At 69.7% G+C, this 16,603-nt stretch carries 14 protein-coding genes; 2 read left to right on the forward strand and 12 right to left on the reverse strand.

Translation table 11 applies throughout. The features are described 5' to 3' along the window. Positions 1-69: 69 nt before the first annotated feature. Complete coding sequence (locus ABDW61_RS18165; RefSeq protein WP_343640647.1) at positions 70-1,707, reverse strand: Atrophin-1 multi-domain protein; 1,638 nt, start codon at positions 1,705-1,707, stop codon at positions 70-72. 550 nt (positions 1,708-2,257) lie between these two features. Here ABDW61_RS18165 and kdsA point away from each other — a divergent pair. Beyond that, entirely contained in the window at positions 2,258-3,097 is an 840-nt protein-coding gene (gene kdsA, locus ABDW61_RS18170) for a 3-deoxy-8-phosphooctulonate synthase (RefSeq protein WP_343640649.1), read from the forward strand. An 88-nt stretch (positions 3,098-3,185) separates the two neighbouring features. On the opposite strand, the gene ABDW61_RS18175 is transcribed toward kdsA, so the two are convergent. From ABDW61_RS18175 to ABDW61_RS18225, 11 genes are all read right to left on the reverse strand, one after another. Beyond that, a complete protein-coding gene (locus ABDW61_RS18175) occupies positions 3,186-4,445 on the reverse strand; it encodes an acyltransferase family protein (RefSeq protein ID WP_343640651.1) in 1,260 nt (419 codons plus the stop codon). 136 nt (positions 4,446-4,581) lie between these two features. Then, the gene (gene wecB, locus ABDW61_RS18180) at positions 4,582-5,748 is read right to left on the reverse strand and encodes a UDP-N-acetylglucosamine 2-epimerase (non-hydrolyzing) (protein ID WP_343640652.1); all 1,167 of its coding nucleotides are present in this window, start codon (positions 5,746-5,748) and stop codon (positions 4,582-4,584) included. Between the two features lie 7 nt (positions 5,749-5,755). Further along, the gene (gene rfbC, locus ABDW61_RS18185; protein WP_343640653.1) at positions 5,756-6,307 is read right to left on the reverse strand and encodes a dTDP-4-dehydrorhamnose 3,5-epimerase; all 552 of its coding nucleotides are present in this window, start codon (positions 6,305-6,307) and stop codon (positions 5,756-5,758) included. Continuing rightward, the gene (gene rfbA / locus ABDW61_RS18190) at positions 6,307-7,197 is read right to left on the reverse strand and encodes a glucose-1-phosphate thymidylyltransferase RfbA (RefSeq protein ID WP_343640655.1); all 891 of its coding nucleotides are present in this window, start codon (positions 7,195-7,197) and stop codon (positions 6,307-6,309) included. Before rfbA ends, rfbC begins: the two co-directional genes overlap by 1 nt. 14 nt (positions 7,198-7,211) lie before the next feature. Further along, a complete protein-coding gene (gene rfbD / locus ABDW61_RS18195; RefSeq protein ID WP_343640656.1) occupies positions 7,212-8,093 on the reverse strand; it encodes a dTDP-4-dehydrorhamnose reductase in 882 nt (293 codons plus the stop codon). Positions 8,094-8,114: 21 nt separating this feature from the next. After that, a complete protein-coding gene (rfbB, locus tag ABDW61_RS18200; protein ID WP_343640657.1) occupies positions 8,115-9,173 on the reverse strand; it encodes a dTDP-glucose 4,6-dehydratase in 1,059 nt (352 codons plus the stop codon). 97 nt (positions 9,174-9,270) lie between these two features. Next, a complete protein-coding gene (locus tag ABDW61_RS18205; protein ID WP_343640658.1) occupies positions 9,271-10,551 on the reverse strand; it encodes a nucleotide sugar dehydrogenase in 1,281 nt (426 codons plus the stop codon). A gap of 99 nt (positions 10,552-10,650) precedes the next feature. Beyond that, the gene (locus ABDW61_RS18210; RefSeq protein WP_343640717.1) at positions 10,651-12,060 is read right to left on the reverse strand and encodes a mannose-1-phosphate guanylyltransferase/mannose-6-phosphate isomerase; all 1,410 of its coding nucleotides are present in this window, start codon (positions 12,058-12,060) and stop codon (positions 10,651-10,653) included. Positions 12,061-12,186: 126 nt separating this feature from the next. Further along, the gene (gene galE, locus ABDW61_RS18215) at positions 12,187-13,209 is read right to left on the reverse strand and encodes a UDP-glucose 4-epimerase GalE (RefSeq protein WP_343640660.1); all 1,023 of its coding nucleotides are present in this window, start codon (positions 13,207-13,209) and stop codon (positions 12,187-12,189) included. Positions 13,210-13,274: 65 nt separating this feature from the next. Next, positions 13,275-14,441, reverse strand: a complete 1,167-nt coding sequence (locus tag ABDW61_RS18220; RefSeq protein ID WP_343640661.1) for a hypothetical protein — start codon at positions 14,439-14,441, stop codon at positions 13,275-13,277. A gap of 86 nt (positions 14,442-14,527) precedes the next feature. Next, positions 14,528-15,922 carry an undecaprenyl-phosphate glucose phosphotransferase gene (locus ABDW61_RS18225; protein ID WP_343640663.1) on the reverse strand — a complete coding sequence of 465 codons (1,395 nt, stop codon included), beginning with the start codon at positions 15,920-15,922 and terminating at the stop codon, positions 14,528-14,530. A gap of 137 nt (positions 15,923-16,059) precedes the next feature. Between ABDW61_RS18225 and ABDW61_RS18230 the strand changes: the two genes are divergently transcribed. Continuing rightward, a complete protein-coding gene (locus ABDW61_RS18230; RefSeq protein ID WP_343640664.1) occupies positions 16,060-16,593 on the forward strand; it encodes a hypothetical protein in 534 nt (177 codons plus the stop codon). Positions 16,594-16,603: the final 10 nt, after the last annotated feature.

Raw genomic sequence — 16,603 nt, forward strand, 5'->3', positions numbered from 1 at the left:
AGCCGCGGCGCGCCGCCGCGGCCGACCGCCTGATTCAGCCGCGGCGCGCGTCCGCGGCCGGCCGCCTGATCACCCGGCGCAGACGCTGCCGGCCGGGCCGCCGGTCTTGACCAGCGTTGGGCGCACGGTCGACTCGACGTTGTCCACCCCGCTGCGCGCCCAGGTGGTGACCTTGTAGGTCGCCACGTTCGGCCACACCAGCGTGGTGGATTGGCCGTCGCTCAGGTAGCCGCTGTCGTAGACGGTGGCGCCGCTGGCCTTGTCCGCGATGACCATCCGGAACGAGGCGCCGCCCGTGGCGCCGACGTCCAGCCTGAAGGTGTCGCCCACCGCCGGCGTGGCCCAGGTGACGGGGTTCATCGCCCGGCCCGTGGCATTGGCCTGCTCGATCTGGGTGGTCGTGGCGGGGAACACCAGCGCCTGGCGCCAGGTGTCGAAATCGCCGCTGACCGTGCCCTTGGTGCGCCACCAGGCGCCGCGCATCGACAGCAGGTTCAGCGCCGTGCTGGTGACCGTCGACGAGGCATTGCCGTTGCCGTCGATCCAGCCCGCCGCGCTGCTGACCGGCCGCATCGCGGCGCGCATCAGGTTCAGGTCGTTGGCGGTGGCGTTGCTCCAGCCATTGCGGTGCAGCTTGAAGTCGGCGCCGATCTCGACGTAGATCACGAAGGGCGTGCCGGTGTTGCGGTCCACGACGTAGGCGCCGTAGGCCTTGAGCGTCTCCGCGACCTTGCGCAGCTCCGGCGTGGCCAGCGCCTGCGCGTCGAAGGACGGCGGCAGCATCATCAGCGAGCCCATCGGGATCTGGCCGCTGTTGGTGGTCGCCGCGTTGCTGTCGGCGGAGGTCGCCGGGAAGCGGTAGGTCGGCGCGGCGCTCAGGCCGGTCGCGTCCAGCGACATCGCCAGCGCGTGGCGGTACATGGTGTCGCCGTCGACGTCCTCGCCGATGCGGATCAGGCCGCCCAGCGTCGAGACACCCGCGGCGCGCGCGCCCTGGTAGTAGTGCGACGGATCGCCCATGCCCCGGCCCGCCAGCGGCGTCCAGGCGTACTGGCGCGCGACCCAGGCGCCGTTGACCTGCTTCAGGCCCCAGAACGAATGCACGACGCCCGAGGTGGTGTCGACCACCTCGGCATGGCCGTCGGTGCCGGTGGCCGGCGTGGTCGCGGCCGGCCAGTGGGCGATGGTGACGCTGGGGCGGTAGATTTCGCTGTCCGGATCCCAGATGCCTTGCGAGGTCGAGCCCGTGATCACCATCGGCGGATCGCCGGCGGTGCCTTCGAAGGCCGCGGTCGACCAGGCGCCCGAGGCGACGGACGGTGTGTACTGCGCGGTCGGGATGGTGGCGCTGCCCAGCACCGGCGACACCGGGCGGCTGTTCCACGGCGAATCCGGGCTGAACGGGCGCTTGAAGCTGCCGAAGTCGCCGGCCGAGCAGAACGCCGCCGTCACCGCGGCGGTACGGGCCACCGTGTCGGTGGCCAGGGCCGAGACGCCGGCCACCGCTTCGCTGGCGGGCGCCGACGGGGCGGCCGCGATCGAGACCGGCGCCGAGGCCGCGGTCGGCGGCGTTTCCAGCGACGCCGTGGCGGCGTCTGCCGCCGTGCCGCCGCCACCGCCGCCGCAACCGGCCAGCAGCGCGGCGGCCAGGGCGCAGGCGTTCAGGCCAGCGGAAATTCCGAATCGGGAAGAAGAATAAGTCGTCATGAGGATTTCGAACTGCTGAAATGCGTGGGAACGCGTTGACGAGTTAATGCCGGTATCTCTTCTTCTTCCGCGCCAATCCGGTGCGAGCCGGTATCGGGCGGGGTTCTTGTTACTGGATGTAGGCACCCCGGATATGTGCCGCTTCATTCGCCCTTGCTTGGGCAGGTGTTGCGGCCATGAGTCAGTATGCGGACCCGAGGGGCCGTTTTTCCAGGGGCAAGGGCGGGCGTGCGGGGGGTATTCCGGGAATATTCGGCGCTGGCGGAGGCGTACCGTTTGAAACATCCGGGTCGAGGATTGACAAGCCCCCGGATGTCTCGAACCAAGGGGTTATTGCCTCCCGTTACATACTCCAAGGGGTGCGCTGACATACCCCGTTCGATATTCGGATTCAAAACCCGGACATCGCACGAAAATGCGGAAGGCGGTCCGCTGAGGGGAATGTCAGCGATTCCCCGACAGGGCCGGACCCGTGTCCCGGGGACGCCGGCGGGGCGCCAGGAACGCTGTGGGATACTGCCCGCCTTCGCCAGAGGGGAAAGAAAACGAGATGGTCAAGATCAATGACATCGTGGTGGACAACGCCAAGCCGTTCGTGCTGTTTGGCGGCGTCAACGTGCTGGAGTCGGAACAGTTCGCCGTCGACGTGTGCGGCGAATACCTGCGGGTGACCCGGGAACTGGGCATCCCCTACGTCTTCAAGGCCTCGTTCGACAAGGCCAACCGCTCGTCGATCAAGAGCTACCGCGGCCCCGGGCTGGACGCCGGGCTGAAGATCTTCGAGGCGGTCAAGAAGGCCCATGGCGTGGCGGTGCTGACCGACGTGCACGAACCCTTCCAGGCCGCCGAGGTCGGCGCCGTCTGCGACGTGCTGCAGCTGCCGGCCTTCCTGGCGCGCCAGACCGATCTGGTGATCGCGCTGGCGAAGACGGGCCGTGTGATCAACATCAAGAAGCCGCAGTTCGTCAGCCCGCCGCAGATGAAGAACATCGTCGAGAAGTTCGAGGAAGGCGGTAACCCGAACGTGATGCTGTGCGACCGCGGCGCGCAGTTCGGCTACGACAACCTGGTCGTGGACATGCTGGGCTTTGGCGTGATGAAGCAGGTCAGCGGCGGCAAGCCGGTGATCTTCGACGTGACCCATGCGCTGCAGCAGCGCGAGTCCGGCGCCGCCGCCTCGGGCGGCCGCCGCGGCCAGGTCACCGAGCTGGCCCGCGCCGGCATGGCGGTGGGCCTGGCGGGCCTGTTCCTCGAGGCCCATCCCGATCCCGAGAAAGCGCTGTGCGACGGCCCCAGCGCGCTGCGGCTGTCGCAGCTCAAGCCCTTCCTGCAGCAGGTCAAGGCGATCGACGACCTGGTCAAGGGCTTCCCGGCGCTGGACACGCAGTAAGGGGGACCGGCGGCGCGTCCGGCCTGAGGCCGGGCCGCCGCTTCATGCGCCGCGCCATGGCGCGCTTCAGGGGCGCTTCAGGGGCGATTCAGGCGCGGCCCGGCGTGGCCGCGGTCCTGTGCTCTTCGGCCGGCGAGGCGCCGCGCCCATTCAGCAGCAGCCGCATCGTGGCGAAAGGCCGCACCAGCCAGTGGTGGAAGGCCAGGCTCAGCGCCAGCGTGCCGGCGGCGATGAAGGCGAACTTCAGCAGCGCCGGCCAGTCGTGCGGCAGCAGCAGCAGGGCCAGCGCGACCACCACCAGGTGATGGACCAGGAAGATCGTGTAGCTGGCCTCCGAGAGCATCCGCCCGGCCCGGCTGCGCGCGGCGCCGCGGCGCAGCCGCCCCAGGCCGCCGACGGCCGCGCCGGTGGCGATCCAGATCCCCAGCAGTTGAACGGCCAGTGCCGCTTCGCGCGCCAGCGCGCTGGCGAGCGTGTCGCTGGCGCCGTCGCCCCAGCTCGAGGCGACGGCGGCCAGCGGCAGCAGCCACACCGGTGTGCGCAGCCAGACCGCCAGCCAGGCAGGCCGGCGCGAGAAGGCCAGGCCCGCCAGGAACATCGGCGCCTGGAAGGCCAAGCTGAACAGCGAGACGCCACCCGGGCCTTCGACGTAGGCGACGCCGGTGAGGCGGACGGCGACGAGCAGCGCATGGCTCAGCAGCGCGCCGCACAGCGCGACGGTCAGCCAGTGAGCGGGCCCCTGGCTGCCGAGCGCCGTCATCACGCGCGTGCACGCGCGCCGCAGCGGCCCGGGCGTGCGGGAGTTCTGGGTCGTGCGGTGCTCCCGGCGCTCGCGGCGCGTCGCGGGGCCGCGCCGCAGCGTGACGCCGGCCAGCACCAGCAGGTTCAGGATCAGCAGGTCGTACAGGAACCAGAGGTGATACATCGGCGCGGACGCAAGCGCCGCCGCCCAGGCGTCCGCGCCGCGATGCCAGGCCAGCAGCGCCTGCTGCGCGCCATTGAGCAGCACCCAGCAGGTGAGCAGTGGCAGGCCCAGGCGCAGCAGCTGGCGCATCAGCAGGTCGGGGGCGCCGTGGCGCGCCAGGCTGCCCGCGAAGAACAGGCCGGAGAGCAGGAAGAAACCGGGCACCCGGAAGCTGTGGATCAGCGCGACCAGCGCGTCGAAGCCGGCGCTGCGATGCGGGTCCGCGACCAGCCAGTCGCCGGTGGTCAGGAAGACGTCCGCCGCGTGCAGAGCAATGCCCAGCACCATCAGCGTGGCACGCACCCGGTCGAGGTCGATGTCCGCCGCGCCGACGATGCCGGCACGGGCGCCCGCCTTCGCGGGCGGCGCGATGGATGCGTCCATGGGAGTCCTCCTCTGCGTCGGAGGCCTCTGCCGTGCCTCTCGGTGAAGAACGTAACTGTACGTTGATCGCACGAAGGGGGTGTTGGCGACTTGTAAACGGCCCGCCGGCGCCGCCCCCGCGTTTCGGGGGGCGCGATCAGCGGAGCAGGTCGCCGGCGAGCCGGCCCACGATACGGGCGGCGGCCTGGCCGTCCCACATCGGCGGGCGGCTCACCGGATGAGGCTGGCCGCGGGCGGCTTCCAGCGCGTCGAGGCGCTGGGCGGCGAGCGCCAGCACGCGCGCCGGGTCGGTGCCGGCGATCTGGTTGGTGCCGAGCTCGACCGTGACGGGCCGCTCGGTGTTGTCGCGCACGGTCAGGCAGGGAATGCCGAGCGCGGTCGTTTCTTCCTGCAGCCCGCCGCTGTCGGTCAGCACCAGCGTGGCGTGGCGCCACAGGGCCAGGAAAGGCCGATAGGGGAGGGGTGGCAGCAGGTGCAGGCCCGGCGCGGGTGCGAGTCCGAGCGCATCCAGCCGTGCCCGCGTGCGCGGATGCACCGGGAAGAGCAGCGGCAGCCGGGCCGCGAGCGCGCCCAGCGCGCCCATCAGCGCGGCGAGCTGCGCCGGCTCGTCGACATTGGCGGGGCGGTGCAGCGTGACGACGCCGAACCGGCCGGCAAGGAGGCCCGCCGGGTCCGCGGCGCCCGCTGCCTGGAGCGCGCCGCGCGCCGCGGCCTCGGCGGCGCGTGCCTCCGCGTCGCCGGCATCGAGCCGGCCGATCTGGAACAGCAGGTTGTCGACCATCACATGGCCGACCTCGGCGATGCGGTGGTCCGGATGACCCTCGCGGCGCAGATGGGCCGCGGCGCTGGGTTCGGTGGTGAACAGCCAGTCGGCGATCGCGTCGGTGGCGCGGCGGTTGATCTCCTCCGGCATCGTCATGTCGCCGCTGCGCAGCCCGGCCTCGACGTGCGCGACCGGCACGCCCAGCTTGCGCGCCGTCAGCGCGCAGGCCAGCGTCGAGTCGACGTCGCCAACCACGACGCAGGCGCCGGGCCGGTCCGCGATCACGTGCGGCTCATAGGCCTGCATGATCCGCGCGGTCAACTGCGCATGACCGCCGCCGTGGCAGTCCAGCGAAACGTCCGGCGGGGGCAGCCCCAGTTCGTCGAAGAACACGCCGCTCATCGCGGCGTCGTGGTGCTGGCCGGTGTGGATCAGCCGCCAGGCCAGCCGGCCGTCCGCGCGCAGCGCCCGCACCAGCGGTGCGAGCTTCATGAAGTTCGGCCGCGCGCCGGCGATCAGGTGCAGCAGCGGCGCGGCCATCAGCGGCTCAGTCGAAGGACTTCGCGTCGGCGAACAGGGGCGCCTGGGCGTCCTTGTCCGCCAGCTTGAACGCGACGTCCAGCCGAGGCCACTCGATGCCGATGGCCGGATCGTCCCAGCGCACCGAGCCCTCGGCCTGCGGCGCGTACAGGTCGGTGGTCTTGTAGAGGAAGTCGGCCGTGTCGCTCAGCACCAGGAAGCCATGGGCGAAGCCGGGCGGTATCCAGAGCTGGCGGTGGTTCTCGCCGGTCAGCTCCACGCCGGCCCACTTGCCGAAGTTGGGGCTGGCGCGGCGCATGTCGACGGCGACGTCGAACACCGCGCCGCTGGTGCAGCGCACCAGCTTGCCCTGCGCGTGCGGCGGCAGCTGGAAATGCAGGCCGCGCAGCACGCCCTTGGCCGAGCGCGAATGGTTGTCCTGGACGAAGCGCACGTCGTAGCCGCAGGCGGCGTTGAACTTGGGCTCGGTCCAGCTTTCCATGAAGAAGCCGCGCGCGTCGCCGAAGACCTTCGGCTCGATGATCAGCACCTCGGGCAGCGCGGTCGGGATCACATTCATCAGAACACCTTCTCCTTGAGCACCTGCATCAGGTACTGGCCATATCCGTTCTTCAGCATGGGCTGCGCGAGTTTCTCGAGCTGTTCGGCCGTGATCCAGCCCTTGCGGAAGGCGATCTCCTCCGGGCAGGCGACCTTCAGGCCCTGGCGCTTCTCCAGCGTCGCGATGAACTGGCCCGCTTCCATCAGGCTGTCGTGCGTGCCGGTGTCCAGCCACGCGTAGCCGCGGCCCATGATCTCCACGCGCAGCTGCTGCTGCGCCAGGTAGCGGGCGTTGACGTCGGTGATCTCGAGCTCGCCGCGCGGGCTGGGCGTGATGTCGGCGGCGATGTCGCAGACCTGCCGGTCGTAGAAGTACAGCCCGGTCACCGCGTAATGGCTCTTGGGCGCCTTGGGCTTTTCCTCGATGCTGATGGCGCGCTGGCCGCCGTCGAACTCGACGACGCCATAGCGCTCGGGGTCATGCACGTGGTAAGCGAAGACCGTCGCGCCCGCGGTCTGCGCGTCGGCGCTGTCCAGCAGGCCGGCGAAGTCGTGGCCGTAGAAGATGTTGTCGCCCAGCACCAGCGCGCTGGGCGCGCCGCCGATGAAGTCCTTGCCCAGGATGAAGGCCTGCGCCAGGCCGTCCGGACTGGGCTGCACGCAGTACTGGAGGTTGATGCCCCAGCGCGAGCCGTCGCCCAGCAGCGCCTCGAAACGCGGCAGGTCCTGTGGCGTGCTGATCAGCAGGATGTCGCGCATGCCGGCCAGCATCAGCGTGCTGAGCGGGTAATAGACCATCGGCTTGTCGTAGACCGGCAGCAGCTGCTTGCTGATGGCCAGCGTCGCCGGGTGCAGCCGGGTGCCGGAGCCGCCGGCCAGGATGATGCCCTTGCGGGTGTCGTTGCCCATCGTGCTGTCTCCGTTCACAGGATCTCGTCGAGCAGCCGGTCCACGCCGGTCTGCCAGTGCGGCAGCACCAGACCGAAGCGGTCCTGCAGCTTGTGGTTGTCCAGGCGCGAGTTCAGCGGCCGCGGCGCCGGCGTCGGGTAGGCGCTGCTCGGCAGCGCCTCGACCTGTTCGGGCTGGACCTTGAGCGCCACGCCCTTGTCCCGCGCGCGCGTGAGCACGTGGCGGGCATAGGCATGCCAGCTGGTCTCGCCGCTGGCGACCGCGTGGTAGGTGCCGCACAGCGCGCGGTCCTTCAGCGCCGCGCGGATCATGTGCGCGCTGACGTCGGCGAGCAGGTCCGCGCCGGTGGGAGCGCCGATCTGGTCGGCCACCACCTTCAACTGGTCGCGCTCCGAGGCGAGCCGCAGCATGGTCTTGGCGAAGTTGCCGCCACGCGCCGCGTAGACCCAGCTGGTGCGCAGCACCAGCGCGTCGGCGCCGGCCGCGGCGATCAGCTGCTCGCCTTCGAGCTTGGTGCGGCCATAGACGCTGAGCGGTCCGGTGGGCGCGTCCTCGAAGCGCCAGTCCTGGCCGGCGCCGTCGAAGACGTAGTCGGTCGAGTAGTGCACCAGCAGCGCGCCAAGGGCCTTGGCCTCCTGGGCCAGCACGCCGGTGGCCAGCGCGTTGATCTGACGCGCCGCCTCGGGCTCGCTCTCGGCCTTGTCGACGGCGGTGTAGGCGGCCGCATTGACGATGACGTCCGGCGCGATGCGGCGCAGCGTCGCGCGCAGCGCCTCGCTGTCAGCGAGGTCGCCGCCGTCGCGCCGGTCCAGCGCGACCAGTTCGCCCAGCGGCGCCAGCGCGCGCTGCAGTTCCCAGCCGAGCTGGCCGTTCTTGCCGAGCAGCAGGATCTTCATGCCCATGTCTCCCGCGCCCGCTCAGGCGCCGTACTGCTTGGACACCCACTCGCGATACGCGCCAGACTGCACGCGCGCGACCCAGTCCTCGTTCGAGAGGTACCACTGCACGGTCTTGCGGATGCCGGTCTCGAAGGTCTCGGCGGGACGCCAGCCCAGCTCGCGCTCGATCTTGCGCGCGTCGATCGCGTAGCGGCGGTCATGGCCGGGGCGGTCCGTGACGTAGGTGATCAGCCGCGCGTAGGGGCCGGCGGGATCGGGCCGCAGCTCGTCGAGCAGCGCGCACACCGTCTTCACGATGTCGATGTTGGCCTTCTCGTTCCAGCCGCCGATGTTGTAGGTCTCGCCGAGCGCGCCGCCGGTCAGCACCGCGCGGATGCCCGAGCAGTGGTCGGTGACGTAGAGCCAGTCGCGGATCTGCTGGCCGTCGCCATAGACGGGCAGCGGCTTGCCCGCGAGGGCGTTGACGATCATCAGCGGGATCAGCTTCTCGGGGAAGTGATACGGGCCGTAGTTGTTGCTGCAGTTGGTGGTGACCACCGGCAGGCCGTAGGTGTGGTGCCAGGCGCGCACCAGGTGATCGCTGGCCGCCTTGGACGCGGAGTAGGGGCTGTTGGGCTCGTACGGATTCGTTTCGGCGAAGGGCGGATCCTCGGCCTTCAGCGAGCCGTAGACCTCGTCGGTGGAGACGTGCTGGAAACGGAACCCGGCCTTGGCCTGAGCCTCCAGCCCGGTCCAGTAGGCGCGCGCCGCCTCGAGCAGCGTGAATGTGCCTTCGACGTTGGTGCGCATGAAGGCGCCGGGGCCGTGGATGGAGCGGTCGACGTGCGACTCGGCGGCGAAGTGGACGATGGCGCGCGGGCGGTGCGTGGCCAGCAACTGGTCGATCAGCGCGCGGTCGCAGATGTCGCCCTGGACGAAGACGTGACGCGCGTCGTCCTTCAACGAAGCCAGGTTCTCGAGGTTGCCCGCGTAGGTGAGGGCGTCGAGGTTGACGACCGGCTCGTCCGAGGTCTTGAACCAGTCGAGCACGAAATTGCTGCCGATGAATCCGGCACCGCCGGTGACGAGGATCGTCATGGAACTTCCCTGAAAAGTCGTTGACCGCCGCACCCCGCGCGCCCCATGGGCGCGGCGCGGCGCTGAAACAGCGACGGCGCCGAAGCGCCGTCCGCCGTCACAGCCGCCAGACCCGCAGGCCGGCGGCGCGCAGATTGTCGCCGTTAAATGCCGCCTTCACGTCGATGAAGGCGCCGCCCGGCACCAGCTTGGCGGCCAGCTCGGCGGCGGACAGCGCCTTGTACTCGCGGTGGGCCACCGCCGCGACGATCGCATCGGCGCGCGGCAGGGCTTCGAAAGACTGCAGCTTCACGCCGTACTCGTGCATCGCCTCGTCGGCCTCGGCCGCCGGGTCGGTGACGCAGACCTCGACGCCATAGCTCTGCAGCTCGTGGATGATGTCGATCACCTTGGAGTTGCGCAGGTCGCCGCAGTCCTCCTTGAAGGTCAGGCCCAGCACGTTGACCTTGGCGCCCTTGACGGGGCTGCCCGCGGCGATCATCTGCTTGATGGTCTGCTCGGCGATGAACTTGCCCATGCCGTCGTTGATGCGCCGGCCCGCCAGGATGACCTGCGGGTGGTAGCCGAGCATGTCGGCCTTGTGCGTGAGGTAGTAGGGGTCCACGCCGATGCAGTGGCCGCCGACCAGGCCCGGCTTGAACTTCAGGAAGTTCCACTTGGTGCCCGCCGCCTCCAGCACCTCGGAGGTGTCCAGGCCCAGGCGCTCGAAGATGATCGCCAGCTCGTTCATCAGCGCGATGTTCAGGTCGCGCTGCGTGTTCTCGATCACCTTGGCCGCCTCGGCCGTCTTGATGCTGGACGCGCGGTGCACGCCGGGCACGATGATCTTCTCGTAGGTCCTGGCGACGATGTCCAGCGTCTGCGGCGTGTCGCCGGAGACGATCTTGAGGATCTTCGTCAGCGTGTGGTCCTTGTCGCCCGGGTTGATGCGCTCCGGGCTGTAGCCGACGAAGAAGTCCTGCTTCCATGTCAGGCCCGACTCGCGCTCCAGCACCGGGATGCAGACTTCCTCGGTGGCGCCGGGATAGACGGTCGATTCGTAGACCACCACGGCGCCGCGCTTCATGTGCCGGCCGACGCTGGTGGAGGCGCCGATCAGCGGCCGGAAGTCGGGGATGTGGGCCTGGTCGACCGGCGTGGGCACGGCCACGATGATGACGTCGGCCTCGGCCAGGCAGGCCGGATCGCTGTGATATTCCGCGTGGACGGCGGCGCGGACTTCGTCGTCGCTCAGTTCGCGCGAGGGGTCGGTGCCGGCGCGGCACTTCGCGACCTTGTCCACGGCGATGTCGAAACCGATCGTGCGGCCGTGCTTGCCGAATTCGACTACCAGCGGCAGTCCCACATATCCCAATCCGACGACGGCGATCACGGACACGGCCTTCTCCTGTTCTTTCCGAGGACGGCTTTGTATCCGACTTTCGTGCCGCCGCCGAGCCCGCTCCCCCAGGTGGGGGCCTCGGGCGCGGCGGGCTCCTCAGTTGCGGCCGTAGGTGTCCTGGTAGCGCACGATGTCGTCCTCGCCCAGGTAGGAGCCGGACTGGACCTCGATGATCTCCAGCGGCACCTTGCCGGGGTTGGACAGGCGGTGCACCTGGCCCAGCGGGATGTAGGTCGACTGGTTCTCGGTCAGCAGCAGCGTCTTGTCGCCGTTGACGATCTCGGCCGTGCCTTGCACGACGATCCAGTGCTCGGCGCGGTGATGGTGCATCTGCAGGCTCAGCGAGGCGCCCGGCTTGACCATGATGCGCTTGACCTGGAAGCGCTCGCCCATGTCGATGCTGTCATACCAGCCCCAGGGGCGGTGCACCTTGCGGTGCAGGTTCTGCTCGTCGCGCTGGGCGGCGCTGAGCTGGTTGACGATCTTCTTGACGTCCTGGCTCCTGCTGCGGTCGGCGACCAGCACCGCGTCCGGCGTCTCGACGACGACGATGTTCTCCAGCCCCACCGCCGACACCAGCCGGCTGGTGGCGTGGACCAGCGTGTTGCGGCTGTCCGCGATGATCGCGTCGCCGCGGCTGGCGTTGCCCGAGGCGTCCTTCTCGGCCACCTGCCAGACCGCCTCCCAGGCGCCCAGGTCGTTCCACCCGGCGTCCAGCGGGACCATGCGCAGCGCGATCGGGCTGCCGGGGCAGCGCTCCATGACGGCGTAGTCGATCGATTCCGACGGCACCGCCGCGAACGCATCCTTGGCCGGACGCACGAAGGCGCCGTCCACCGCCTTGCCGCCGAAGGCGGCGCGGGTGGCCTGCTCGATGTCGGGCCGGAACTGCTGCAGCGCCTTCAGCCAGACGCTGGCGCGCAGCACGAACATGCCGCTGTTCCAGTAGTAGCCGCCCTGGTCGAGGTATTTCCGGGCGGTCGCGGCGTCGGGCTTCTCGACGAAGGCCTCGACGCGCAGGCCGGTGCCTTCGGCGCCGGCGCGGATGTAGCCATAGCCGGTTTCCGGCCGGTCGGGCGTGATGCCCAGGATCACGATCGCGCCGCCCTGGGCCTGGCGCACCGCGTCCTGCAGCGCGGCGGTGAAGGCGGGACCGTCGACCACGGTCTGGTCCGCCGGCGTCACGACCAGCACCGGATCGGCGCCGGATTCGATCGCCTGCAGCGCCGCCAGCGTGATCGCCGGCGCGGTGTTGCGGCCGACCGGCTCGAGCACCACCGCGCTCGGGGCCAGTTGCTGCTCGCGCAGCTGGTCCAGGACCATGAAGCGGTGTTCCTCGTTGCCCACGACGATGGGCGGGTTCACCGCGATGTCCTCGGCGCCCAGCGCGGCCAGGCGCTCGGCGGCCTGCTGGAACAGGCTGGTGTTGCCGTTCAGGACGAGGAACTGCTTCGGATAGCCGGCGCGCGACAGCGGCCACAGCCGGGTGCCGCTGCCGCCCGCCATGATCACCGGCTGCGTGTCGATCTTGCTCAAGGTACTGCTCCCTCTGGGTCGTGGATCCCCGTTGGCGCGTGGCGGCCGGGGCGGTGGAATTGGAAAAGCGGGCCGGAAGTGTCGCAGAGCCGACGCTCAGCCTTCGAAGCCGTTCGGATTGGACGATTGCCAGCGCCAGCTGTCCTCGCACATGCGCTGCAGGTCGAAGCGGGCGGTCCAGCCCAGCTTCTCGCGGGCCAGCGCCGGATCGGCGTAGCAGGCGGCGACGTCGCCCGGGCGGCGGGCGACGATCTCGTAGGGGATCTCGCGGCCGCTGGCCTGGGCGAAGGCGTTCACCAGTTCCAGCACGCTGTAGCCGCGGCCGGTGCCCAGGTTGACCCAGATCGACTCCTTGCCGCGCAGCAGGAAGTTCAGCGCGGCGACATGGCCCTCGGCCAGGTCGACGACGTGGATGTAGTCGCGCACGCCGGTGCCGTCGGGGGTGTCGTAGTCGTTGCCGAAGACCGACAGCTTCGCGCGCCGGCCCACCGCCACCTGCGTGACGTAGGGCATCAGGTTGTTGGGGATGCCGCGCGGGTCCTCGCCGATGCGGCCGCTCTCATGCGCGCCCACCGGGTTGAAGTAGCGCAGGCAGGCGGTCTGCCAGTCCGGGTCGGCGGCGCCCAGGTCGCGCAGGATGCCTTCGCCGATCAGCTTGGTGGCGCCGTAGGGGTTGACCGCCATCAGCTCGGCGTCCTCGCGCAGCGGCAGCGACTTGGGCTGGCCGTACACGGTCGCGCTGGACGAGAACACGATCCGCTTGCAGCCGTGGCGGCGCATGGTCTCGCACACGGTCAGCAGGCCGTCGAGGTTGTTGCGGTAGTAGCTCAGCGGCTTGGCCGTCGATTCGCCGACCGCCTTGAACGCGGCGAAATGCACCACCGCGGCCGGCTTGTACTCGTTGAACACCGCGTCCAGCGCGGCGCCGTCGCAGACGTCGAGCTTCTCGAACAGCGGCGTCTGGCCGCTGAGCTCGGCCAGGCGCTCCAGCACCTTGGGCGAACTGTTGCTGAAGTTGTCCACCCCGACGACGCGGTAGCCGGCCGCCTGCAGCGCGAGCCAGGTGTGGGAGGCGATGTAGCCGGTCGCGCCGGTCAGGAGGATGGTGTCGTTGGCCATGGGGTCCGGGATCCAGGAGTCGGAAGAGGCGGCGGAAATCGGAAGCAGCGTCGCGGCCGGAGGGCTCAGCGCAGCATGCCCTGCACGTAGCAGCCGGCGGTGTACGCCGTGTTGGAGTAGATCACGTTGGAGGTCTCGCGATCCAGGTGGGTGTACTGGCAGCCCACCGTCACGTTGCGCAGGGCCTCCCAGGCCAGGCCCAGGCTGTATTGCGTCGAGTCGTCCTTGGCGCCGGCGCCGCGCAGCGCGATGTTCTGGTCGCGGCTCAGGCGCGTGACGCCCAGGCTGGCGGTGGCCATCAGCTTGCCGGTCAGGCGGTAGTTCAGCTGCGTCTGCAGCGCCGTCTGGACGCGGTTGAAGTCGGCCAGGCCGTTGTTGATGCCCAGGTAGTAGGTCTCGACGCCGGTGTCGCGCGAGACCTTGGTGTTCAGCGACCAGCGTCCGCCCGGCGCCCAGTTCCAGGTCAGCGCGCCCGTCACGCCGGTGAAGGACTGCGAGCTGCTGCGGCTCAGCCGCGCGTTCAGGCTGCTGGAGCCGGTGGCGCGCCACAGCGCGGTCAGGTCGATGTCCTTGCGGCTCCAGCCGAAGTCGTTCACCGGCACGCGGCCCTTGGTGTAGCGGCCGGCGACGCCGAAGCGCCAGGCGCTGCTCGCGTTGTAGAGCAGACCCAGCGACGAGGTGTTCTGGCGGTACTCCTGCGTGGCCCATTCGGGGAGCGAGTAGTCGCGCTCGCGGTGCTGGAAAGTGGCCTCGAGGCTGAACGGGGAGAGGTTGGGCAGGCCCAGCCGCACGCTGCCGCCCAGGCTCTTGTCGGTCTGCAGGTTGCGGTCGGTGGTCGGGGCGATGCTGCTGTTGGCGTTGAAGTCGGCCAGCGTGCGGGCGCTGGTGTAGTCCAGCGTGCCCGAGAGATTGCCCACCGTCTCCCAGTCCAGGCCGGCGTCCAGGTTGTAGCCGCGGTTGTCCAGCCGGCTGTTGTCCTGGTAGCGCGTGTCGTTGAAGCGGCCGTCGGCGTGCAGCCGCTGGCGGCCCAGCCGCGTGTCGACGCCGGCCAGCAGGCTCAGCGAGGTCAGCCGGTCGCTCATCGCGTCCGTGTTGGTGCGGTACACGTTGTTGGTGTAGTAGTGACCGAGCGAGGCCCCGAGGTACCAGGGGCTGCCCGCGTCGCTCTGGGCCCAGCAAGGCGTCGACGCCAGCAGCGCCAGCGGCAGCGACAGTCGGTGGAGGCGGTTCATGGGTGGGGATCTCCTGCGGGTGTCGTCGTGCGGGTCCGGTGCGGATCTCCATCAACCGGTCAAACAGGTCAAACAGGTCAAACAGGTCAATAGGCGTGGCGGTCGAACAGCATCAGCCGCACGGTGCGCACGATGATCTGCAGATCCAGGCCCAGCGACCAGTTGCGCAGGTACTCCAGATCGTATTCGACACGCGCCTTCATCTTGTCGACGGTGTCGGTCTCGCCGCGCAGGCCGTTGACCTGCGCCCAGCCGGTGATGCCGGGCTTGACCTTGTGGCGGACCATGTAGGCCTTGATCAGCTGGCGGTATTCCTCGTTGTGCGCGACCGCGTGAGGACGCGGGCCGACGATGCTCATGCGGCCCTGCAGCACGTTGATGAACTGCGGCAGCTCGTCCAGCGAGGTCTTGCGGATGAAGGCCCCGAAGGGCGTGATGCGAGGGTCGCCCTTGGTCGCCTGCTTGACGACCGCGCCGTTGTCCATCGCGCGCATCGAACGGAACTTGTAGACCACGATCTCCTCGCCGTCCAGGCCGTTGCGGCGCTGCTTGAAGATGACCGGGCCGGGCGAGCTCAGCTTCACGCCGATGGCCAGGATCAGCAGGATCGGCGAGATCAGCACCAGGATCAGCGAGGCCAGGATGATGTCGCTGATGCGCTTGACCACCTCGTTCACGCCGGTGAACGGGGTCTCCAGGATGCCCACGACCGGCACGCCGTTCACGTCCTGCAGCCGGCCCTGGATGATGCTGATGCCGAAGACGTCCGGCACGAAGAACAGCGACGCCGTCGTGCCCTGCAGCTGCTCCAGCAACTGGAGGATGCGCGGCTGCGAGCCCAGCGGCAGGGTGATGTAGACCTCGCGCACGCCCTGGGCGCGGACGTAGTCGCTGAGCTGGGGCAGCGTGCCCAGCACGCGGCCGTTGCAGTCGGCGTGCAGCCGGTCGTCGGTGCGGTCGTCGAAGAAGCCCAGGCACTCGACGCCGCCCAGCTTGCCGAACTCCAGCGCCCGGGCCACCTTCGCGCCCAGCGGGCCGGCGCCCACGATCACCGCGGTGCGCTTGACCGAAGGCTGGCGCGAACGCCAGCGCAGCACGCGCCGGCCGATCTCGACCGCGGCGATCTGCGCCAGCGGCGTCAGCAGGGCCCACCACAGCAGCACCGGACGCTCGAAGTAATGGAAGCTGCTGGTCGCGTAGGCGAACATCCCCAGGATCAGCAGCAGCATCAGCCAGGAGCCGACGATGTCCGTCACGGCGCTGGCCGGATGGTCCGAGAAACGGTTCCGGCCCGGGAAGGTCAGCGCGAACACCAGCATGCACAGCGTGTAGGTGGAGCGCATGACCGGCTCACCGAACCACGCCAGCAGGACCAGGTAGATCAGGACGATCAGGGTCGGCTCCAGGAAGGCCGCGATGAACGACTGGACCGACTGCGGCGCGCTGTAGAACGTTCTTTTGTAATTCCGATCCTCAAACATTACCCAGTGGTCCTTCCCCGGCCAAGAGCCGGAAATTCTCGCTCAATTGATCCAACGGACTCGTAACCGGACCCCCTAGCTTGTCACCGGTTCCAGCGCGCGCGGACGGCCGCCGCGCCCTGCCTACAATCCGCCCCATGCTCCAAGAATGGTCCAAGCTCCTGGCCCCCGCGGCCCAGGATCGCATCACGCTGTTGCTCAACCATGTCATGTCCCGCGAGCCGGTGGCGTCCGCGCGCCTGGCCCCGCACACGGGCAAGACGCTGCGGGTGCGGCTGGCCGGCTGGCCGGCCCTGCTGCCGGCCGCGCCGGACCTGCGGCTGCGCATCACCCCGGCCGGTCTTCTGGAACGGCTGGCTGACGAGGATGGCCCTAGGCAAGAACCGGACCTGCTCATCGAACTGGACGCCTCCAATCCGGCCGCGGCGGCCTTCGCAGCTCTGTCGGGCGCCCGTCCGGACGTGCGGGTGCAGGGCGATGCGCAACTCGCGGGCGACTTCAATTGGCTGATCGACCACGTGCGCTGGGACATCGAGGACGACCTGGCCGCCATCACCGGCCCGGCGGTGGCGCATCAACTGGGCCGCTTCGGCCGCGCGGCCGCCTCCGCCATGGCGGCGCTGGCCCGCCAGGCGGGCCGCTTCATGCCGGACGGCCAGGCGCGCCCATGAGCTCCCGCAA

The organism is Roseateles sp. (assembly GCF_039595595.1).
In the GTDB taxonomy this organism is placed as follows: domain Bacteria; phylum Pseudomonadota; class Gammaproteobacteria; order Burkholderiales; family Burkholderiaceae_C; genus Roseateles.